The organism is Bacillus sp. FJAT-27225, from assembly GCF_001685025.1.
Classification (GTDB): domain Bacteria; phylum Bacillota; class Bacilli; order Bacillales; family Cytobacillaceae; genus Bacillus_D.
In genome coordinates this window covers 414,390-436,149 of the sequence record NZ_MAYU01000001.1, presented here as the reverse complement: position 1 = coordinate 436,149, position 21,760 = coordinate 414,390, and the positions used below count along the sequence as shown (strand labels likewise).

General features: G+C 40.8%; 20 protein-coding genes and 1 pseudogene. 9 read left to right on the top strand and 12 right to left on the bottom strand.

Going from position 1 to position 21,760, the window contains the following annotated elements; translation table 11 throughout:
* Positions 1-11 precede the first annotated feature (11 nt).
* Positions 12-161 (top strand): hypothetical protein, encoded by a 150-nt coding sequence (locus A8F94_RS25590; RefSeq protein ID WP_175384316.1) that lies wholly within the window; start codon positions 12-14, stop codon positions 159-161.
* A gap of 64 nt (positions 162-225) precedes the next feature.
* Here the strand turns inward: A8F94_RS25590 and A8F94_RS25585 are convergent, their stop codons facing one another.
* Positions 226-384, bottom strand: a complete 159-nt coding sequence (locus A8F94_RS25585; protein WP_175384315.1) for a hypothetical protein — start codon at positions 382-384, stop codon at positions 226-228.
* A gap of 290 nt (positions 385-674) precedes the next feature.
* On the opposite strand from A8F94_RS25585, the gene A8F94_RS25580 reads away from it, so the two are divergent.
* The 6 genes from A8F94_RS25580 (at position 675) to A8F94_RS02220 (ending at position 5,396) form a co-directional block, all read left to right on the top strand.
* The gene (locus tag A8F94_RS25580) at positions 675-815 is read left to right on the top strand and encodes a hypothetical protein (RefSeq protein WP_175384340.1); all 141 of its coding nucleotides are present in this window, start codon (positions 675-677) and stop codon (positions 813-815) included.
* A 154-nt stretch (positions 816-969) separates the two neighbouring features.
* A complete protein-coding gene (locus A8F94_RS02240) occupies positions 970-1,161 on the top strand; it encodes a YbxH family protein (RefSeq protein WP_066195008.1) in 192 nt (63 codons plus the stop codon).
* Positions 1,162-1,361: 200 nt separating this feature from the next.
* Positions 1,362-2,696, top strand: coding sequence for an MATE family efflux transporter (locus A8F94_RS02235; RefSeq protein ID WP_066195004.1), 1,335 nt, complete (start codon positions 1,362-1,364; stop codon positions 2,694-2,696).
* A gap of 143 nt (positions 2,697-2,839) precedes the next feature.
* Complete coding sequence (locus tag A8F94_RS02230; protein ID WP_066195001.1) at positions 2,840-3,196, top strand: hypothetical protein; 357 nt, start codon at positions 2,840-2,842, stop codon at positions 3,194-3,196.
* 68 nt (positions 3,197-3,264) lie between these two features.
* Positions 3,265-4,629, top strand: a complete 1,365-nt coding sequence (locus A8F94_RS02225; RefSeq protein WP_066194998.1) for an amino acid permease — start codon at positions 3,265-3,267, stop codon at positions 4,627-4,629.
* A gap of 140 nt (positions 4,630-4,769) precedes the next feature.
* Positions 4,770-5,396 (top strand): hypothetical protein, encoded by a 627-nt coding sequence (locus A8F94_RS02220; protein ID WP_066194993.1) that lies wholly within the window; start codon positions 4,770-4,772, stop codon positions 5,394-5,396.
* A gap of 39 nt (positions 5,397-5,435) precedes the next feature.
* Here A8F94_RS02220 and gndA read toward each other — a convergent pair whose 3' ends face one another.
* Positions 5,436-6,845 carry an NADP-dependent phosphogluconate dehydrogenase gene (gndA, locus tag A8F94_RS02215; RefSeq protein ID WP_066194990.1) on the bottom strand — a complete coding sequence of 470 codons (1,410 nt, stop codon included), beginning with the start codon at positions 6,843-6,845 and terminating at the stop codon, positions 5,436-5,438.
* Positions 6,846-7,104: 259 nt separating this feature from the next.
* On the opposite strand from gndA, the gene A8F94_RS02210 reads away from it, so the two are divergent.
* The gene (locus A8F94_RS02210; RefSeq protein WP_066194987.1) at positions 7,105-7,479 is read left to right on the top strand and encodes an rRNA methyltransferase; all 375 of its coding nucleotides are present in this window, start codon (positions 7,105-7,107) and stop codon (positions 7,477-7,479) included.
* A 14-nt stretch (positions 7,480-7,493) separates the two neighbouring features.
* Positions 7,494-8,588: an LAGLIDADG family homing endonuclease gene (locus A8F94_RS02205; RefSeq protein ID WP_066194984.1), complete on the top strand. Its 1,095-nt coding sequence runs from the start codon at positions 7,494-7,496 to the stop codon at positions 8,586-8,588.
* A 547-nt stretch (positions 8,589-9,135) separates the two neighbouring features.
* Here the strand turns inward: A8F94_RS02205 and A8F94_RS02200 are convergent.
* The 10 genes and pseudogenes from A8F94_RS02200 to chrA all read right to left on the bottom strand — a co-directional run bounded on the left by A8F94_RS02200 (position 9,136) and on the right by chrA (position 21,665).
* Entirely contained in the window at positions 9,136-9,891 is a 756-nt protein-coding gene (locus tag A8F94_RS02200; RefSeq protein ID WP_254660768.1) for a glycosyltransferase family 8 protein, read from the bottom strand.
* 163 nt (positions 9,892-10,054) lie between these two features.
* The gene (gene cls, locus A8F94_RS02195) at positions 10,055-11,506 is read right to left on the bottom strand and encodes a cardiolipin synthase (RefSeq protein ID WP_066194977.1); all 1,452 of its coding nucleotides are present in this window, start codon (positions 11,504-11,506) and stop codon (positions 10,055-10,057) included.
* 70 nt (positions 11,507-11,576) lie between these two features.
* A complete protein-coding gene (locus tag A8F94_RS02190) occupies positions 11,577-12,185 on the bottom strand; it encodes a TetR/AcrR family transcriptional regulator (RefSeq protein WP_066194974.1) in 609 nt (202 codons plus the stop codon).
* Between the two features lie 18 nt (positions 12,186-12,203).
* On the bottom strand, positions 12,204-12,632 hold the full coding sequence (locus tag A8F94_RS02185; protein ID WP_066194970.1) for a DUF5392 family protein: 429 nt from the start codon (positions 12,630-12,632) through the stop codon (positions 12,204-12,206).
* Between the two features lie 422 nt (positions 12,633-13,054).
* Entirely contained in the window at positions 13,055-13,528 is a 474-nt protein-coding gene (locus A8F94_RS02180; protein WP_139070008.1) for a staygreen family protein, read from the bottom strand.
* Between the two features lie 265 nt (positions 13,529-13,793).
* Complete coding sequence (locus tag A8F94_RS24775) at positions 13,794-14,468, bottom strand: RDD family protein (RefSeq protein WP_077247522.1); 675 nt, start codon at positions 14,466-14,468, stop codon at positions 13,794-13,796.
* A gap of 139 nt (positions 14,469-14,607) precedes the next feature.
* Complete coding sequence (gene parC / locus A8F94_RS02170) at positions 14,608-17,055, bottom strand: DNA topoisomerase IV subunit A (protein WP_066194964.1); 2,448 nt, start codon at positions 17,053-17,055, stop codon at positions 14,608-14,610.
* Positions 17,052-19,040, bottom strand: coding sequence for a DNA topoisomerase IV subunit B (gene parE / locus A8F94_RS02165; protein ID WP_066194961.1), 1,989 nt, complete (start codon positions 19,038-19,040; stop codon positions 17,052-17,054). The genes parC and parE overlap by 4 nt, the downstream gene beginning before the upstream one ends.
* 362 nt (positions 19,041-19,402) lie before the next feature.
* Entirely contained in the window at positions 19,403-19,822 is a 420-nt protein-coding gene (locus A8F94_RS02160; protein ID WP_441294175.1) for a CoA-binding protein, read from the bottom strand.
* A gap of 690 nt (positions 19,823-20,512) precedes the next feature.
* Positions 20,513-21,665: pseudogene (chrA, locus tag A8F94_RS02155) on the bottom strand (chromate efflux transporter).
* Positions 21,666-21,760 lie beyond the last annotated feature (95 nt).

The following is a 21,760-nucleotide window of genomic DNA, read 5'->3' as shown; positions in this document are numbered from 1 at the left end:
GAGGGGTTCTTATGGGTAGAAAAGAAGAAAAAGCGAATGAGACAGATATGCAAATTGATAACCGAAAAGACCAGTACGGCCTTGAAAAAGATGAAAGCCTATTGTCTGTAAAGTTTGCCACAACAGATAACCAGTATTTAACCGAGCCGGATGAAGATTGATGCTCAGCGGCGAGGCTGAACAAGTTAACTAAAAAGACCCTGCATAAGCTCAGGGTCTTTTGCTTTAACTTGGATCGTTTTCATCAAGAGAAGCTATTGTTACACTCGTTGTATTCCCGTTCTTTTTGTCCTGCTCGGAAGCCTCGATTCCAAGGCCTATATTGTTTTCCATACCAGGTGCAACAGTCGGTTCCTCAGACATTGTTTGATTGTCTTTTTTCAAAATGATACCTCCCTGAATCCATTCATTATTACATATCGTTTGTAAATGAGAGGAATTTTAGCCAAATTGACTTTGGAAGTTCTGCTAAAAATGTACATGATTTAAAAATGGAAACGAGAGGGACTCTAGTAACAAAGCAGGATAGGAGTGAACAGAATGGCAGCCAAAAACAAGCAGAACAAAGAAAGAAACCAAGGCCGTCAGGGAAAACAAATCACTATCAAAGGAAAAGGTGACGCTAATCTTTCCCCTGATGCAGGAAAGCCGTTACTTTAATTAGGAGGTACGATATGAAAACAAAGGACGATTTTTTAAAAGGGGCAAAAATTACCGATGATGCGCACCAATTAGGGCCCGCTAATGACGGCGGTGCAAGTCATCATTCTCCGCAAACCGCGAGGAACGGGGTTAAAGGAAGCAAGAAAAAATAAAGAAAGGCTTGAGACCATGATGAAAAAGAAGGATAAACCTCAATCCAAACCAGCAGAAATTGAACAAAGTACAACAGGGTATGGTTTTGCCCCAGTAGAGAAAAAAGGTAAAAGTCGGGGCAATAAGCTGTAATATACGGGAGTTGATGCTCGAATGGGCGCAATTGATAGAAACGGGTATCGCTTTGAGCCTGAATTTAGTGTGATAAACCAGGATGGGGCGATTCATGTTTATAAGAACGGGGAGTTTCTTGAAGAAATTAAATTCTCATTTGAAGGCAAGTATCCGGTATTAAACGATATTGAGCGAGTCGTTGATGAGTATTGCGATAAAAAAGGAATATAATTTCTGCTGCTTTTGCCTTTCCTGACGGAGAGGTTTTTCTTTTGGACAAATACGGATGGTTAGGTAGTATGAAAGAGGGAAGAGATTAGTGTACGTCTTTTACATCTAGCTCCAGCGCCTACGCGTGCGCAAACTTCAGGGCCCCTCCAGTTTGTACGGCGATAACCAAGGCGTTTATGCTTTTGAAATAGGTGAGTAGGTTGGTACAACAGGATTTTACAAAAGGGGATATTTATAGCCAGCTAGTACGTTTTTCAACGCCAATCATGCTGACAAATGTTCTTCAGGTTTCTTATCAGTTCATCGATAGCTTATGGGTGGGAAATCTGCTTGGTGCGAATGCGCTTGGAGCAATCGCAGTAGCCGGTACGGTCATTTTTACAGTGTTGTCGTTTATTATCGGAATCAATAATGCGTCCTTGACAATTCTTTCCCAGCAAAAGGGAATGGACAGCAATGAAGGCTTGAGAAGATATTTGAATGCTTTTACAGTGCTCCAGCTTTTCTTATCCATCCTTCTTGGAATAGGCGGATATTTTTTTGCAGAACCGATTTTGAAGCTGCTTGACACCCCGTCTGAAATGGTGGGAGAGGCGGCTGTTTATCTGCAAATTAACTTTGTCTGGATTTTATTTGTAGTAGGGTACAATTTTATCAGTACGATATTGCGTTCACTGGGCGATAGCAGGACACCCCTCTACATTGTGTTAGGTTCGGTTGTTTTGAATGCGGTACTTGACCCCCTTTTTATTAAGGGATTTGATTTGGGGTTGGCGGGTGCAGCGTATGCAACTGTACTTTCGCAGGGAGTAGCTTTCCTTGCAGGGCTTGGATACATACTTGTAAAAAAACTTGCGCCGTTTCCAGTTCCATACCTGCCAGACCAGAAAGAAGTTTCTGTCATTTTGAAACTTGGCATACCCGCCGGGCTTCAAATGGTCGTTATTTCAGCCGGAGTAATGGCAATCATGAGTGTGGTTAATTCACTCGGAGCCGCGGCGACTGCAGGGTTTGGCGCTGCGCAAAGGCTTGACAGCATCATTATGATACCGGCACAGGCCCTTGGTACAGCAGTAAATAGTATGGCGGGCCAAAATATTGGAGCAGGCAGGTGGGACAGGGTTCAAAAAATCGCTATATATGGGACAATATACAATCTTGCCGTCATGTTCCTAATTGCAGCAGCAACATTTCTGTTTGCAAGAAGCGGCATCCGGCTATTTATCGACGATCCCGATGCAGTTGATTTTGGGGAACAGTATTTAAAAATCATTGCCTTCACGTACCCGTTTCTCGGTATTAACTTTATTTTAAACGGAGTGGTCAGGGGTGCGGGTGCAATGATGCAGGTACTTGTCTTAAACATCATCTCCTTCTGGGTGCTAAGGTACCCGCTCACGGAATTGTTTACAGCCTTTCTGGGTGAAAAAGGGGTGGCGACCGGAATGGGGACGAGTTTCGCAATAAGCAGCGTGATTGCGTTTCTTTACTTTAAGTACGGAAAGTGGCGGAAAAAGGAACTTTTTAACGATTGATGTATGGACGAGCCCTAAAGGCTCTTTTTTTTTGCAATTTTTTCAAGCCTAAATGGCTGAATTGTAAATCCCAAAAATGGGGAAGGTAAGGTGGAATGAATTTCAGGATTCTGTTTTATCCATTACATGCATAGGAGGCAGCCATGACTGTATATGTTTATCAAACTTTTGAAATAAAGCAGGAAAAGTTCGCAGAAGCGTTTAAGACGCTGGAGGAAATCGTCAACTATCGCAATGAAAACTATTCCCACCATGTTGAACTATTGTCGCCTATTACAGGCCCTGATTTTGAATATGTGCTTTTATCCAAATATGAGGGACTTGCAGAAATGGAATTGCAGAATAAGAAAATGTTTGATGACGAGGAATATAAAAAGCTGTTTTCGCCATTCTTCCTGGAGAATGTTGCCCAGGGGACAATGGCAACATTCATGTATCGGACAGTGCAGCATATTCCAAAACCTGTCTCCAAAGAAGACAAAGGCAAGGAAGAAGAATGATAAGCTTTTCCTGGGAATTATACATGACTGCGCCTAAAGAGAGCCATAAACCTATAGGAGGCTGAGCCATGGATTTTTATATCCCTTCAGACAATCAGGGAAAAAAGGGCAGGACATCAGGAAAGGGAGATTTAAAATGGTGGCAATTGTCGATGATTGGGGTTGGGTGCACAATCGGCACCGGCTTTTTCCTTGGCTCGGCAATTGGAATTAAAACAACAGGGCCTTCTATCGTACTCTCGTTCATTCTAGCAGCCTTTGGAACCTATATCGTTTATAACTTGCTTGCAAAAATGACAGCACAGGACCCTCAGGAAGGGTCATTCTGTTACTACGCGGGAAAAGCTTATGGCCAATGGGCTGGTTTCAGCTGCGGCTGGAATTACTGGTGTTCGAACATACTCATCATGGGGAGCCAATTAACGGCCTTATCAATATTGTCTCAATTTTGGTTTCCAAACATCCCACTATGGCTTTTTGCAGCGGGCTATGCAATCCTTTCCATCCTTGTTGTCATTACTGGAAATAAAGGGTTTGATAAGGTTGAGAATCTGCTTGCAATTATAAAAACTGCGGCGATTGTTATGTTCATCATCCTGGCTGGCCTGGCTTTTTTCGGTGTATTCCATGCCGACGTTACTTATCCCGGTTTGCCTCGTTCCATGAACCAACTATTTCCGGATGGTTTTACCGGGTTTTGGTCCTCATTAATTTATGCCTATTATGCCTATGGCGGCATTGAGGTTATTGGACTGATGGCAACTAGGCTCAAAAAAATGGAAGATGCACCAAAGGCTGGATTAATTATGCTGATCCTGCTTGTTGTGATCTATGTTCTCTCACTCGGTTTGGCTGTTATTATGGCAGGACATGAGGAATTCACTGACAAGGAAAGCCCATTTGTAACAGCGCTGGAGCATATTCATATGCCGTTTTTCCCACATGTTTTCAATGCTGCGATTATTATGGCCGGCTTTTCCACCATGACCGCCTCTCTCTTTGGGGTCACAACACTTCTTGTAACTCTTTCGGAAAGCAATGATGCACCAAAAATTTTCGCCAAAAAAATCAAATGGAAAAAGGTACCGCTGCCCTCGCTCGGGTTAGCGACAATTGGTCTTCTGGCTTCGATTATTACAGCGCTGTTGTTACCAGGAACGATTTATGAATACATCACAACAGCTGCAGGCATCCTTATCTTATTTAATTGGGCTTTTATCATCATTTCTGGTTATAAATTACTCGAAATGAAAGCGGTAGGAAAATTTCTCGGTTTCCTCGGCCTTGCTTTGATACTGGCTGCTGTAAGCGGTACACTGCTCGAAAGCCACATACGGTATGGTTTTTTTGTAAGCATAGGATTTGTAGCAGCCATTGTTGTTGCGTCCTTTATTATGAACCATTTCGTTTGGAAAAAGGCAAACGGGCATTAATGAAAGAGAGCTCTCTTATAAAGGGGGCTTTTTGGCATTTTAAAAATGTGTGATTTCCTTCAAACTGGGTAGATTATATGTACAACACTTTTCGCATCGTTTTGACAAAATAAGCGAAAGAAAAGCGGGGAGGAAACCACTTGACTATAAACACCAAGTTCCCATTTTACGACCAAGTTCTTGGGCTGATAACGCCTTACCTGCCGATGATTGTAAATGACTTGTCCGGCAATTATTTTGACGGTGAAATTGCCCAGGAAGTTGATGTTGACGAAGAATATGCCGAGGAATTTTTACATGATCTTGAAGACGAAGAGTCAGAAGAAGAAATTGACACATTGAATTTTGCAATTTCATTTGAACGCGGATTTTTCCCGGATAGAGAGGTAAATGAAGTTGGGGAAAACTGCAATTTCGAGGTAATCATTAAACCGTTTTTCACGACCAGACCCTATATTTTGATTGGCCTCCATAATAATAGGACCCAACAATTTTTTGCTGAAATTATCGACTTTCCGGAATTTCAGCCTATCGATTTGTTGGAAAAATTTGCGGTGATGGTCAGGGGATTATTTAAAAATGAGTCTGTCCATAACAAGATATTTGTACTTTCCAGTATGTCCCAACTTGCAATCAGGGAGCTTATTTCCTTTGATGAACCAACCTATATCAAAGGGAAGAATGGAGACATCCAGTATGTTTCCAGCCCATATTTTGAGCTCGACAATCCCACGATCCAGGAGTACTTAATAACTCAAAAGCAATAGAAAGAAGGGGAGCTGCCAGTGCAGTTCCCCTTTAGTAGTTTATTTTGTCCATTCAGTATGGAAGATGCCTTCTTTATCCGTGCGCTGATACGTATGGGCACCAAAGTAATCACGCTGGGCCTGAAGAAGGTTGGCAGGAAGCGATTCAGTCCGGTAGCTGTCATAGTAAGCAAGAGCTGATGAGAAGCAAGGAACGGCTATTCCATTCATAACAGCTGCAGCAATCGTCTCCCTTAGTCCACCCTGGTAGCTTTCAACGATTTCCTTAAAGTATGGGTCAAGAAGGAGATTTTTCAAGCCAGGCTCGCGGTCATAAGCATCTTTGATTTTTTGAAGGAACTGAGCTCTAATAATACAGCCGCCGCGGAAAATCATTGCGATATCACCGTAACGAAGATCCCATCCATATTCTTCAGATGCGGCTCTCATTTGGGCAAAACCTTGCGCATAGGAGCAGATTTTGCTCATATATAGAGCTTTGCGAACCGATTCAATAAATGCGTCGCGATCACCAGTGAACGGTTTTGCTTCTGGGCCGCTCAAAATTTTACTTGCTTCAACACGTTCGGATTTCATGGATGAAATAGTCCGGGCAAATACTGATTCAGTAATAAGCGGAAGCGGTACGCCAAGGTCGAGAGCACTTTGGCTTGTCCATTTTCCTGTGCCTTTTTGGCCGGCCATATCGAGAATCAAGTCGACAAGAGGCTTGCCTGTTTCTTCATCGATTTTTGTAAAGATATCCGCTGTAATTTCAATAAGGTAGCTGTCAAGTTCACCTTTGTTCCACTCTGAGAATACTTCATGCAACTCTTGTGCGCTAAGGCCAAGAACATGTTTAAGCAGGAAGTAGGCTTCTGAAATAAGCTGCATGTCACCGTACTCAATGCCGTTGTGGACCATTTTAACATAATGTCCGGCGCCATCCGGGCCGATGTAGGTAGTACAAGGGTCGCCGTTCACTTTTGCGGAAATGTCTTTGAAGATTGGTGCGACAAGGTCATAGGCTTCTTTTTGGCCTCCTGGCATAATGGAAGGGCCCTTAAGCGCGCCTTCTTCGCCACCGGAAACACCAGTTCCGATAAAATGGAACCCGAGTTCGCTAAGTTCTTTGTTTCGCCTTTGTGTATCGGCAAAGTAGGTGTTCCCGCCATCGATAATAATATCGCCTTTATCAAGGAGCGGCTTTAATTGTTCAATGGTTGCATCAGTTGGAGCTCCTGCTTTTACCATCAACATGATTTTTCTTGGCTTTTCAAGGGAATTGACGAATTCCTCAAGGGAGTAGGCAGGGAAAATGTTTTTTCCTTCAGATTCTTTTTTCATTTCATCCGTTTTCTGGGAGGAACGGTTATACACGGCGACGCGGTAGCCCTTGCTTTCCATATTCCAGGCAAGGTTCTTACCCATTACAGCCAGGCCGATTACGCCAATTTGTTGCTTGGTCATGTTTGTTACTTCCTTTCCAACCTTAAATTCATTGCGTTCTTAAGCTAAGAAGGCATGCTATATCATAGTATACCAAAATTTGCTCAGATGTAATCTATTTGCACTCGGGGTAGGAGAGGGGGGAAGAGAGCGGGGGAATTTCGTAATCGAGATGGTTAGATTCTTGTCCTTTTTTGTGGAAAGAATTATAATATAGTTAGGAACAAGCGTTCGTTTTTAATTGTATAATATATATTCAAAGAAATAAGGAGTGGTCAATGTGTGGAAAAAAGTAAATGGCAGATTAGTTCAAGTTGTGGATGATTCCAGGGTGGAATTTAGGACTAATATTAGCAAGGAAATTCTAGATTCCTTATCACAACTTGCTAAAGAACATGAGACTAATGTTAATTATTTGCTTGAGACTGGTCTTGAATCCGTTTTAGACCAAGGGGTAATTACGTTTAACAAAGAAGCTCGCCCAAAGGACCGCGTTCAATATAAAACAACATACGACAAAGAATTATTGGAGCGCATAAAACATTTTGCTAAAAATCATAACTTATACATAAACGATGTTTTGGAGTACAGCGCAGGTTATATTAACTTAGATAAAGCCAAAAAAGAAGATTACCGGCACAGAATTGAAAAATAAATGGGGGTAAAAGTATGTCCAGAGAAGAACGAAACAAAGAAATCGCCCATTTATATAAGTCTGGGGTTAAAACCTCTGAAATCGCTAAAAAATTCGGCCTAAGTGACAGGGGAGTAACCTTAATTCTAAATAAGCTTGGCGTGACAATGCGTCCTACCGGGTACAGGAAGTACGAATTAAATGAGAGTTTCTTTAGGGAATGGTCGAATGAAATGGCTTGGGTACTGGGCCTAGTCGTTACGGATGGATGTGTTGATCCAAATAATCAATCTGTATCAATCAGCCAAAAAGATCCTTATCTTTTAGAAAAAATAAAAAAGCTAATGAATTACAGCGGTCCATTGAACAAAAGTAGAAATCAAGAGCTATATAGTTTAATCATCAATTCAAAAGTTATCAAAAGTGATTTAAACAAATTGGGTGTTACAGCAAGAAAATCATTGACTATTAAGTTCCCATCTTGTCCAGCAACTTATTTGCCTCATTTTGTCCGTGGTGTTATTGACGGTGATGGTCATGTGGATCAGCAAGGTTATATGGTTACTGTAACGAGTGGGAGCATTTTTTTCTCCGAAGGATTACTATCTGTTTTACAAACCTGGGGATTGCGCTCTAAAATTCATACAGTAAAAAGTAATAATAAGATTCCTATATACAGGATTATTGTTTCTGGAAAAGAAAGTGTTAAAAGTTTGTCTGAAATCATTTATATAAATGGTGACGATAACTGTGTACTTTCAAAAAGAGATAAAATGATGCGATACCCATATATTAATCCTGAAACTAAACGAGTGAAATTTAGGACTACTATAAGTTCCACTGTATTAGAAAGACTTAATATCATTGCTATGGAAAATAAGACATTTACTAATTATTTGCTGGAAACCGGAATAAAGCATATTTTAGCTAATCCAGGTATTTCATTCGGTAAGAAAAAACAAAGTGATAGGATTTTATACAAAACTTCTTATAATCGTGACTTACTGGAGAAAGCTAAAATTTTCGCAAAACTGAATTCAATTCATTTAAGTGATTTATTAGAATATGCTGCTGATTTCATTGATATAAACAAAGCTATAATAGAGGGGGATAGACAAAGGAAAGTTTAGTTTATAATCTTCTTCAACGCCGGGGCCATAATATATATTATAAGAAGTTAAATTTGAAGAGAGGTTTCATGTCTCAATTGTTAAGTAAACTCTTGATAGTGAGACAAAACAGAAAATATTTGTCTTGTTTCAAAAAATCTGTAACTGCTGTGTTTATCATTAATTAAATTTTTATAATCAAAATCAGCTCGACTCGGCTGATTCCGATCGTAAGCAGATTATATCGTTTTTACCGGTTGCAATATTCAAGTATCCAATCGCAACTTTGGATTTTGCAATTGAACCATATTTTTCCGATGCTTCGTTAAGAAACTCATATAATCATTTGTCCGAACACAAAATCTTCTTCAGTATGTTTTAGTATGTTTTACTTTTATCTCTCCTTTTTATAATTAATATCTCATATTCGAGATATGATTCCTAAAAAATAGAGTTCCTATAACTTCTTTATCTTTCCAACTCATATTGTTGAATCTTTTATATATCATTAAATGAATGTAACAAGGCCTCTTTTCACCTCCTTTCTGAACGGCATCGTATGTGTTTATTAATTCAAGGCTAATTTTTCATATTGCTTATATAAAGAATGGAATTTGCCGCTATAATGCTTCATCCACGGTTTTTTCTTCCCGCAAAAATGAAGAATAACCGTATTCTTGAAGATATAATCCATGTCGCATTCGCCATTGCTAATGATTCTGTAATAGTTGTAAAATCTTACATCATAATTGTATAACTTATCATCTAAGCATTTAATTTTGTTGGAATAAAGAGCGTTGAGAATATCCTGGTCAGGCATAATTAATTTGGAGCGATTCTTTTCAACAAATTCATAAATTACTTTCTCATCAATGAAATTTCGCTGAAGTGTCAAGTTCATCAATAGTAACCCGGAATTATAGTAAGCATCCATATTATAGGCATTTAATCTAAGTTTATTGATTTCTTTAAGGGCAATTCTATCGTGGTAGGCAGCGGCATATAAATACCCACTAATATCTGTATGATATAACTCACTAACGGGGTTGATTACTAATGTATCAGGATCAAGATATAAAATCCGATCCAGCTCTTTAGGTAAGAATTTGTATGCTAATAAACGATAATACATAGCTTTCGTATAGTGAAGAAGTGTAGGTGCATCCTTAAAATAATGATCATCTATATAGATAACTTTTAATTGATTTGCATGATTTTCAACAAATTGTCGTAAATCGTCCAGCTCCTGTTCATGAAGGCTGGAATGCATAAGATAAATTGTAAATGATTCTTTCTGGTTATTAAGAAAGAGTGATTTCAGCATAACTTTCAAGGGCTTTATGTAATTAGAATCCAAAGTAACAAGTATATTCATTAGCAAAAATCCCTCTTTCCTTCCTTGGTAATCTACCTGCATTTCCTTTTTGTTATGGTTAAAATTAGTGCCAATAACAGTGACACAATCCTTGTGATGTCAGCCGCTGAAGTCAAAGAATAGGAGATAAAAGACGGGAAATGGCTTCTTTCAGTCTGACAAAAAAAGAACGCCTTTCAAATACGTCCATCGTTAGCTCTGAACTGTTTTCGCTATCCTGGAAGAACAGTTGGGCAAGTTGCTGTGCTGTTCTTTTATCATACACAACGGCATTCACTTCGAAATTCAAATGAAAGCTCCGTGTGTCTATATTAGCAGTTCCCACCGTAGCAACTTCCTGATCCACAACAATCGTCTTTGCGTGCAAGAATCCTTTGTCATACAGGAGTATTTTGGCTCCATATTTCAAAAGTTCACCTGAATAATATCCGGAAGCCCATTTAACAAATGGATGATCTGGCTTATTCGGAAACATAATCCTCACATCAACCCCAGATAATAATGCAATTTTACAAGCATCCATAAAGCTTGTATCAGGAACAAAATAAGGTGTTTGGATGTAGACGCTTCGTTTTGCAGACATGATCAGTTTTATAAACATGTTTTTGATATGTTCTGTTCCGGAGTTCGGTCCGCTTGCTATTATTTGAATCGGAATATTCGTATCATCATTTTCTTTTTGTAATAAAAATCGCTTAAAATTGAGCTTATTTTTCGCCGTATAATTCCAATCAAGAATGAATCTCCCTTGAATCTGGTTAACTGCATCGCCTACAATTCTTAAATGTGTGTCACGCCAATAGCCAAACTTTTTAACAAGCCCGAGATACTCATTTCCTACATTAAACCCGCCGATATAAGCGATTCTGTTATCAATGATACAAAGTTTCCGGTGATTCCGATTATTAATACGGAAATTGATTATTTTTAAAATAGAGGGAAAGAATACCTCCACTTCCCCGCCGAATGAAATAAGCTCGTTAAAGAATGAACGGGAAATCTTTTTTGAACCTATTTCATCGTAGAGAATACGTACTTTTACCCCTTCCTTTGCCTTTTTGGTAAGCTCATCCCTCAGTTTTTTGCCAAGGGAATCTGGTTGAATAATGTAATATTGGAGATGAATCTCTTTTTTCGCATTTCCAATGTCTTTAAATAAAGATTCGAATTTGCCATGGCCATTGCTAAAGATCTCCAAATCATTCCCAAATGTGAGTAATGCATTTGAAGATTTGAGATTCATCTTCAGTAAATCGACGTGTTTTTTTAGGGTATCGTGATGATTCCATTCACTTCTCGTTAGTTCCCTCAGTTGCTCATCGACCTCTGATTGAAGATAACCCTTTTCTTCCGAAGACAATCGATAAAAATTTTTTTGTTTTAATTGGCGTCCGAGAAAAAGATAGACAAAAAAACCGAGGATTGGAATAAAAAAGAGAATCATCAGCCAAGCCCAGGTTGAGCCAATGTCTCTTCGTTCAATAAATACAACAACCCCGGCAAACACAATATTGCATACCATGATGAAAAGTACGATGAGTGTAGATAAATCGGTAACTTCCATATAGATAATCCTTTCTAAGACACCATTGAGGTTAATTCCGGTATAAAAACGGATAACAACTTAAACTCAGTTACCGTTCCAGCCCATTTTTCAATAACTTTATTTCATTCAAATAATGATTCACCGCTTCATCAATGGATAAGTCGTGCGCGAATTTTTCAACAAAGTTTCGCAAAGTTACGGCGATAATGATTTGCATGATATAAGTTAAGTCTTTATCATTTGAAATGTTTAAATGCGCGGTATTGATGAATGATCCAATTGCTTCAGTGAAGTTTCCGTCCTTATCCAATTCAATAAAGCTACTAGCATAGGTGCTTTCGATTTTATATGTCATGTTTAAGAAAATATTTTTCAAAAAATGAGGATTTTCCTCTCCTTCAGTGAGGATCAGGCGGTAAAATTCAATCATCGTATCAAATAAATCGCCATTATTTTCTCTCAAAATTGATATAAACTTATCTTTATTTTCTTTTACATGCTCATTTAACAGAAAGAAAAATGCATCCTCTTTATCTTCGAAGTATTGATAAAAGCTGCCGCGGGGAATGTTGGCGGATGTAATAATATTTGTAATCGAAGCTTTATACAATGGTACCCTTGAAAACTCCAGCTTAATTGCCTGAATTAATGTTTGTTTTTTATCATCGGGCAAGTTTAAAAAAGTCCCTTTTGGCAACTCACCCCCACCTCCTATCTAATGAATCGCCTCGTTTTCTTTCTTCAAAAATGTAATGAAATGCTGCATGGCCATTATAGGCTGGTCCTTTATAAGGGAGATATAGTGTTTTTTTAGAGGTTCAGGGGCTGCTTCACTTTTCTTAATTCTCTCAATCATATAGTTGGAACGAATGGTCTGAATCTCCATTCGCTGTATTTTTGCCTCTTTGGACAGTGCCAATCCGATTGCGCCCATTACTGCATATATGATAATCGGGATTGAAGCGTCTTGCTGCTGTGGAGAAAAGAATAAAAGAAGGGACAAATTCATAATTGAAAAAATAATTAAAGGGAACGAAAATAAGGCATATTGAGAAGCCTTTTTCAAAAATGGTGATACGAGTTCATCTATTTTTTCAATCTCTCTTTTAACAAAATTCGGTACATCGACCATGAATTGTATCAAAAAATCACTCCTTTTGGTAATCCATTATAAAAAGCCTTTTTAGCAAGATGGCAGCTTGAATCTTTCAAAAATGAATATAAATCCTGCTTTTCTCCGCAATATGACACATTGTCACCCTCTTATCTTTATGGTAAATGACACAGTGTCATATGTCAATTTTACAGCATCATCGCCTGAGGGCTTCCCTGTAATTTTGCCGCTTTTTTCCGAAAAAATAATAAGAAATTTTTTATGATGACAGAAAAGACAAAATGTGAGTTGGATCCTTATGTACTTCTTTTTTAATTCATTAAAAGAAATTTGAATCGGAGTTTCTGCCCTAGTGAATCACCATTCTAAGAATTTTAATATGTTTACATAATAAAGTTATCTGTAACACCTCATTTAGACAAAAAACAACAGCACATTGTTTTTCTGTGCTGTCAGGTTGCCGGGCTATTAGCGACTCCCGATAAATAGTGCCTTGGTGTTCCATAAAACAGAAGTTGATTGAATTCCGGATAAATCGATTCAAATTGTATATAAATTGGTGCATCAAGCAGCCAAGGAAAACATCCGTAGAAAGCCTGATCCCCAAATACAATGGCTTTTAGAGCCAACTCGAGCTCTTTTTTAAATATCATGAACCTGACCTTAGAATGTTGCTGGTCAAATTCACCGCTGCTAACATGCACTTTACCAACCAAAGTAGACTCTCCCATATTTTGAAGCCATTCTGCATACACTTCATCTTTTTGTTGACTAGAAGAAAACAGGAATTCGGGTCCGATTGTTAAAAAAAGCTTCCCCGTGGAATCTGAATGGGCTAGCGTGTATTTCCTCCCTTCGTAAGGCCTATATGGGGTAATGGGTGCAATAAACGTCACAGCCAGTTTGCCAGGATCAAATCTGTCCAAAATCAGCCTGCTCCTTTCAACGTGTTTTGCTATCATAGTATGCGCTTGCCCATATAACGTGACAAATGCCTCCCCCCTCCTTAACCAGAATGCCGGTTATTGATAATGCTGCTCAATCCAATAATTCCTGTTCATACGGTTCCCTTACACCTAAGGATTACGATAATTCATCGTAACTTCTGGTCTTTGAATAGGAACCCACTTACACCTATTTGCTTGGATAGAAAAAACCCTTCCCGTCTTAGCGGAAAAAGGGTTTCTAGTATTATTTGCTTTTAATAACATATGTTCCTGCTACAAAGTCATGCAGAGCCCTCTTCTCTTTTGTCCAAAGCACCATAAGGTAGCCGATGAAGAGGGTGAATATGTTCAGTACATTGGCGAAGTACCTGCCGATGGCACGGGCAAAGCTGATCTGTTCGCCGTTATTATCAGCAACTTTAAGTCCCATCGCCATTTTGCCAAGAGTAGCCTGCTTATTTGAACTCTCCAGGCCAGCCTTATAAGCGATGCCCAAAATAAAGCCCATTAAATTATACAAGCTTGAGCCTTCGATTGCACCAAATAGGAAACTGAGCAAAAATCCAACGATATAGAGAATCACATAGTCTATTAGTGAGGCAACAACACGCTCTCCAAAGTTCGCAAATCGGACGTTTTCAGGTGCATACACTGTATGTACGTGATTACTGTGTTCGGTTTCTCGGCCCCATGTGGAATCCTGCCTATTTACAGGCTCCGCACGATTCAAGACAGCTTGAATAGGTTGAGAAGTTTCGCTAAACTTATAGCCGCATGTTTGGCAAAATAAATCCCCGTTCATTCTGGGTGTACCGCAATCTGGGCAGGTTTCTTCCACATTCTTTTCCAAATACTCACCACATTTGATACAAAAGCGCGCCGACTCATCGTTAATAGTTTGGCAATTAGGACAATGCAATTAAATCCCCCTCATAAAAATATGTATATAGATTAGTATAATCTCCATAGTGGAATTATTCTAGTTTTATCCGGAGAAACATGCCAATAAATGTCGAAAAAAAGCTATCCGGATAAACGGATAGCCTGTTCAATACGTATTACTCTGTCGGTTGGGAAGCTGCCTTTTGGCGGGGCTCTTTCCAAAGAGCCGTTACCTTGCCGCTTTCAGTATCATCAACAAGGAATGAGCCATTTGAGTAGCGGTCACTGAATTTCAGTTCCTTTGTATGGATAGCGAAGCTTTGCCCTTTTTCTGTAAGGAGAGTGATGATATCTCCATCTTCTGCCGCTTCAAAACCGGAAACTTTGTGGGCATTGGATTTCAATTCCCGCAGAACGACAACACCGCGTTTCGCGCGTCCGGCTTTTTCGAATTCTTTCAGTTTCATTTTCTTCACAGCGCCACGGTGGGTTGCAAGAACAATATATTCCTTGCTGTCTGGTGTTGTCAGTTTGCCTCCGACCACATAGTCCCCGTCTTTAAGGTTCATTCCTTTAACCCCTGAAGCTCTGATTCCAATTGGGCTTACTTCTGTTTCATCAAACCATAAAGCATAACCATAGTGGGACACAAGGAATAGCTCCCGGCTGCCGTCAGTCACGTGGACATCGACTACCATATCATCACCTTTAAGATTGATCGCTGTAAGAGCTTTTGAATGCCTGGTTGCCTGGTACAATTTCATTTCTGTTTTCTTGACCATCCCGCCTTTGGTTACGAACAGAAGGTACAGATCATTTTCAAAGCTATTGACCGGCAGTACTTTGATAATTTCATCATCGCGGTCGATTGGAACAAGATTCGCAACATGCTGCCCCATATCCTTCCACCTTATATCTGGCAGGGTATGGACTGGAATATACAAATAATTGCCCTTGCTTGTAAAAAGGAGCAGGACGTCTTTTGTATTCATGTCCAGCTGTGCAAATAGCCGGTCAGAATCCTTCATTGCAAGGTCCTGGCCGTTCGAAGCCGAGAAAGAACGCAGGCTTGTCCGCTTTACATAGCCTTCTTTCGTAACTGTGACAATGACGTCCTCGCTTGGGATCAGTACATCGAGATTTATTTTAATTTCTTCTATTTCCGCTTCAATCTTGGAGCGGCGATTGTCGGCATAACGCTTTTTAACCTCTTTAAGATCTTTTTTAATGACAGACATCAATTTCTTTTCACTTTCAAGGATTGCTGTCAGTTCGTTAATTTTTTTCTCAAGTTCCTCTGCTTCCTTCATCAGGGCGGTAACATCCGTATTCGTCAAACGATAAAGCTGCAATGACACAATTGCCTCGGCCTGCGCTTCTGTAAAGGCGAACTTGGCCATCAAATTGTCCTTCGCATTTCGCTTGTCTTTTGAAGCGCGAATCGTGGCGATAACCTGGTCTAGGATTGAAAGAGCCTTAATCAGGCCCTCAACGATATGCTCCCGCTCCCTCGCTTTTTTCAGCTCATACTTTGATCTTCTTGTAATAACATCCTTTTGATGGCCGATATATGCATCAAGCATCTCCCTTACTCCCATTAGGACAGGGCGCTTATTGTAAATGGCCACCATATTGAAGTTATACGTAATCTGAAGATCTGTATTTTTGAACATATAAGCTAGGACACCATTGGCATCCGCATCTTTTTTAAGTTCAATGACAATTCTTAAACCGGTACGATCGGTTTCATCACGTACTTCCGATATTCCCTCAACTTTACGGTCAAATCGGAGTTCGTCCATTTTCTTTACGAGATTGGCTTTATTCACTTCGTAAGGAATTTCCGTAATAACAATTTGCTGCTTGCCGCCGCGGAGGTCCTCAATTTCAGTCTTTGAACGGACAATGATTTTACCCCGTCCGGTTTCATATGCTTTTCTGATACCATCAATACCTTGAATGATGCCTCCTGTAGGAAAATCCGGGCCTTTTATAACAGTCATCAATTCATCAACTGAAACTTCAGGATTATCAATCCTCATGATAACAGCATCAATTACTTCACCAAGATGATGCGGAGGAATATCTGTCGCATAACCGGCAGAAATCCCTGTAGATCCATTTACGAGCAAATTCGGGAACATCGCAGGCAGAACGGTTGGCTCGCTCGAGGTATCATCAAAATTCGGGATAAAGTCCACTGTTTGCTTTTCAATATCCCTTAATAATTCGGTTGATATTGCAGATAACCTTGCTTCTGTATAACGCATTGCCGCTGGAGGATCGCCATCAACACTCCCGTTGTTTCCGTGCATTTCAATCAGGACGTTTCGGACTTTCCAATCCTGGCTCATCCGTACCATCGCTTCATACACGGAAGAATCACCGTGCGGATGGTAGTTGCCGATCACGTTACCTACCGTCTTTGCTGATTTTCTGAACCCTTTATCATGGGTATTTCCTTCAGCATGCATGGCATACAAAATTCTCCGCTGGGATGGCTTTAATCCATCCCGGGCGTCCGGAAGCGCACGTTCCTGAATAATATATTTACTATATCTGCCGAAACGATCGCCAAGAATGTCTTCGAGTGGGAGGTCACGGAATTTTTCAACTGTACTCATAGGTTGATTCCCTCCTCTGTGACACTGATGTTTTCATTTTCGAGAATCGTATCCATATCATCCTCGTCGTCCATTCCAAAGGCAACGTTTGACTCAATCCATTTACGCCGGGGCTCTACCTTATCTCCCATAAGCGTAGTAATCCTCCGCTCGGCACGGGCGGCATCATCCACTTTAACCCGGATGAGTGTCCTTGTTTCCGGATCCATGGTCGTTTCCCATAACTGGTCTGCATTCATTTCTCCAAGGCCCTTATATCGCTGTATAATATAGCCCTTTCCGACCTTTTTTATTGCTCCCTGCAATTCATCTTCGTTCCAGGCATATTCGATGATTTCTTTCTTGCCTGTACCTTTACTCACTTTAAAAAGTGGCGGAAGCGCGATGAATACTTTGCCGGCTTCTACAAGCGGCTTCATATACCTGTAAAAGAACGTCAGCAAAAGCACCTGGATATGGGCGCCGTCAGTATCGGCATCGGTCATGATGATGACCTTGTCATAATTGATATCCTCGACACTGAAGTCGGAACCTACTCCGCCGCCGACAGTATGAATGATTGTATTAATTTCCTCGTTTTTGAAAATATCCTCAAGCTTGGCCTTCTCGGTATTAATAACCTTCCCCCTTAAAGGAAGAACGGCCTGGAAACGCCGGTCGCGCCCCTGTTTGGCTGACCCGCCAGCGGAGTCCCCTTCCACAAGATAAAGCTCGTTTTTTTGCGGATTACGGGATTGGGCAGGAGTAAGCTTCCCGGATAGGAGGGTTTCCCTCTTGCTCCTTTTTTTCCCGCTCCTTGCATCTTCCCTTGCCTTTCGGGCAGCTTCCCGCGCCTGGTATGCTTTTATGGACTTTTTAATAAGCAAAGTGCTTGTTTCGGGATTCTCTTCCAGAAGGTAAGAAAGAGAATTTGAAACAACCGAATCCACTGCTGAGCGGGCCTCGCTTGTCCCAAGTTTTCCTTTCGTCTGCCCTTCGAATTGAAGCAAATCTTCAGGAATTCGAACCGAGATAATTGCTGAAAGGCCTTCACGAATATCATTTCCCTCCAGGTTCTTATCCTTTTCCTTTAGGAGGCCAGTCTTCCTGGCGTATTCATTGAAAACCCTCGTCATCGCCGTCTTGGCGCCCACTTCATGTGTCCCGCCATCCTTTGTCCGGACGTTATTGACAAAGGAAAGTACGTTTTCGGAATAGCCGTCGTTAAATTGGAATGAAAATTCAACTTCAATGCCGTTCTGAGTTCCTTCCAGGCTGACAACTGGATGCAGTACTTCCTTTCCTTCATTCAAATACTCAACAAATGCTTCTATTCCGCTTTCGTATTGGAATGACTCTGAAACATTGTTTCGGTCATCTTGGATATCAATTCGTAGTCCCTTTAGCAGGAATGCGGATTCCCTAAGCCTTTCGCATAGAGTATCGAAGTTAAAAGTTGTTGTGGAAAATATGGAGGTATCCGGTTTGAAGTGGATAGTAGTCCCTGTTTGGTTAGTCTTGCCAATTTTTTCAAGAGTTGTGGCTGGCTTGCCACCGTCTTTAAACCGTTGTTCATAAATAACGCCATCACGTTTAATGGTAACGATAAGCCATTCGGATAATGCGTTAACAACGGATGCGCCAACACCATGAAGGCCGCCGCTTGTCTTGTATCCTCCCTGCCCAAACTTGCCGCCTGCATGGAGAACCGTAAGAATGACTTCTGTTGTTGGTTTTCCCATCTTATGCATCCCGGTCGGCATTCCGCGTCCTTTATCCGCTACACTGATCGAATTATCTTTATGGATTCTGACAATGATTTGATTTCCGAACCCTCCCAAAGCTTCATCGACAGAGTTATCTACAATTTCATATACAAGATGATGCAAACCTCTTGTATCAGTACTGCCGATATACATCCCCGGCCGCTTTCTTACAGCATCAAGCCCCTCAAGGACCTGGATAGCATCATCATTGTAGTTAAAAGCTTGTTGGTTACTTGCCACAAAAATACCCCTTTCTTACATGTAAAAAGGAACAACATCAATATCAAAATAATCCTTTTATAATAAAATAGTGCTAATTTAGAACGGTGGAACAAACGTTCGAGTTCCTGTAGTTAATTTTACCATAACTTATCCGCTGTCTATGCTTTATTGTATCGATTAATTTTGATTTGGCAAATGTGTAATGAAAAAAAACGTTTAATTTTTCGGCATTTAAGACAGATTTACTACAATTAATATACGAAAAACTGGAATCTCGGGTTGTAAGAGGGATGGCATCGTTTTTCTTATTAGTCAGGAGTGTAAACCATTATTCTTCTAATTAGCCAAAAAAAAGCTGCCTTTTGGCAGCTTCCAGAGCATTATCTTTTTCGAACAAACAGCGCATGATCAACTTTAATGCATCGATCCATCACTACAGTTGCATCTTTGTCCTTTAGAATCTCATAAACATCCTCATGGGCTAGGCCGAGCTGTGCCCAAAATACATCAAAGTCAACATCAACCGCTTCCCTTGCTACATCAGGCAATTGTTCAGAACGGCGGAAAACATTGATAATATCGATATGTCCCTCTATATCCTTCAATGATGGAACTGCCTTCACACCAAGAGCTTCGTCAATTGTCGGGTTGACTGGGATAATTTCATAGCCAGCATTTTGCATGGCTTCGGAAACCATATAAGAAGTTTTTTCTGGATTATTGCTTAAGCCTACCACAGCTATTCTCTTTGCTTTTAGGAGGATATCTTTAATTTCTTCAGTACCAGGATTTTGTACCAACACATTCACTCCTTTTCTCTTTTAGCTATAGTGTACATTTTCCAGGAAAAAATTCCATTATTATGCTTGATTCCACATGGAAAAAAGGGTATTCGTCTCTTTTAAAAGATGGCTGTGTTCTTAAAGATTGTTTTTTGGAACGGTTGATTTCCGCTCCACAAAGGGAAGCTCCTTAAAGTAATCATCGCAGGGACACAAAGGAAAGCTCCTCGGAATAAACATCGCAGAGACATGCGAATTTTGCATGTCCCGAGGCGCTTTTTGCCTGTCACGAGGATGCTCGCGGACCTTAGGGGCAGGCGGTGAGCCTGTCTAGCTGCGGCTCCTAGCTCCTAGCTCCTCGGGGTCGCTTCGATCCATCAGCTGAAGTCAAAAGCGACTTCTGCTTCAGGCCCCCACAAGAGTAAGCTTCGGCAGCATAAGCATCGCACGAAGAAAAAGCTTTAGCTTTTTCGAGGAGCGCTTGTCGGAGCTGGGCAGTCGCCTCCATTTCTTTCTCCTCGTCGCTAAAGCGACTGTGGGGTCTCACCTGTCCCGCTTGTCCCGCAGGACGTTGAATAATCTTCCCTGAGAAAGCATCGCAGGAGAAAATGCGTTTTTTGCATTTTCGAACGAGTTCGCACCTTCCGTCCAATCAACTGGATACGATCCTATTTCTTCTCTAATAGCAATAAAATTTGCGAAAACAGCCTAAAAGATTAACTGTCCGACACCTGCCCCCACTGCAACAACAAGCCATGGGGGCAGTTTCCACAATGATAACAAACAAAAGACGGCAGCGAGGAAAGCGACATCCGTTGCGGAAGAAATCGAGCTTGTTAGAACTGGGTCATAGAAAGCTGCTCCAAGCAAGCCAACTACTGCCGCATTCATGCCTGTGATAGTGGATTGGATTCCTGTTTTTATACGCAGTAATCCCCAGAATGGTATAATCGCCACCAATAATAGAAATCCGGGCAAAAAGATTGCCAATGTAGTTATAATTGCACCTTCCCACCCCGATATAGCTGTACCCAGGTAGGATGCAAACGTGAACAAGGGTCCTGGTATTGCTTGGGCCACACCGTATCCGGCCAAAAATTCCTCCTTTGGTACCTTCAGAAACAACCTCCTGATCAAGAAGTGGCAAAACAACATGCCCGCCACCAAAAACGAGAGAGCCGGTTCTATAAAAATCAGAAAACAAACCAAGTCCGAAATTCTCTTTGGCTATACCAGGCAAAAGGAGAAAAATGCTTAGAAAAAGTGCTGCTGCAATCCATCCAGTTTTCTTTGAGACCGAAATAAAACCGGTACCCGTTATGTCTGATCCCTGTTTCTTTAATAATGTATATCCTGCTGCGGCAGCTCCTATAATGACAGCTAGCTGGGTAAATGAAGATGGAAACAGCAATACAATAATTGCAGCAAGCAAGGCGATTGTTCCGGTCACTTTGCCTGAAGCAAAATTTTTCGCCATGGAAGATAATGCTTGATAGACAACCCCGGCTGCGACAATTTTCAACCCATGAATCCAGCCAGCTTCATCGGGAGAAAAGAGTCCGACTAAATGGACAAACAGCACCATAATGATGAATGAAGGCAAAGTGAAACCTAGAAATGATAGTATTCCTCCTAAAATGCCAGCACGTTTCATTCCTACTCCGAATCCTACCTGACTGCTTGCAGGTCCAGGCAAGGCTTGGCATAATGCAACAAGTTCAATAAACTCCTGTTCAGATAACCATTTTTGTTTTTCGACATATTCTTTATGAAAATAACCAATATGCGCGGTAGGACCTCCAAATGAGGTACAGCCCAGTTTGAATGTTACAAAAAACAGTTCAATCAAACGTTTATCCATTGTTTCTCCCCCCTTATTGCCATACTACCAAAAATGATTGCAGAGCGAGAAAAAATCACTTTTGCTTTTCCGCATCGTAATTTCGGTATAAAATA

What these genes read in the sequence shown, in the direction of transcription:
- A8F94_RS25590 (WP_175384316.1), top strand. Translation starts at nt 12, where the DNA reads ATGGGTAGAAAAGAAGAAAAAGCGAATGAGACAGATATGCAAATTGAT.
- A8F94_RS25580 (WP_175384340.1), top strand. Translation starts at nt 675, where the DNA reads ATGAAAACAAAGGACGATTTTTTAAAAGGGGCAAAAATTACCGATGAT.
- A8F94_RS02240 (WP_066195008.1), top strand. Translation starts at nt 970, where the DNA reads ATGGGCGCAATTGATAGAAACGGGTATCGCTTTGAGCCTGAATTTAGT.
- A8F94_RS02230 (WP_066195001.1), top strand. Translation starts at nt 2,840, where the DNA reads ATGACTGTATATGTTTATCAAACTTTTGAAATAAAGCAGGAAAAGTTC.
- A8F94_RS02225 (WP_066194998.1), top strand. Translation starts at nt 3,265, where the DNA reads ATGGATTTTTATATCCCTTCAGACAATCAGGGAAAAAAGGGCAGGACA.
- gndA (WP_066194990.1), bottom strand. Translation starts at nt 6,845, where the DNA reads ATGACCAAGCAACAAATTGGCGTAATCGGCCTGGCTGTAATGGGTAAG.
- A8F94_RS02205 (WP_066194984.1), top strand. Translation starts at nt 7,494, where the DNA reads ATGTCCAGAGAAGAACGAAACAAAGAAATCGCCCATTTATATAAGTCT.
- A8F94_RS02200 (WP_254660768.1), bottom strand. Translation starts at nt 9,891, where the DNA reads ATGCTGAAATCACTCTTTCTTAATAACCAGAAAGAATCATTTACAATT.
- cls (WP_066194977.1), bottom strand. Translation starts at nt 11,506, where the DNA reads ATGGAAGTTACCGATTTATCTACACTCATCGTACTTTTCATCATGGTA.
- parC (WP_066194964.1), bottom strand. Translation starts at nt 17,055, where the DNA reads ATGAGTACAGTTGAAAAATTCCGTGACCTCCCACTCGAAGACATTCTT.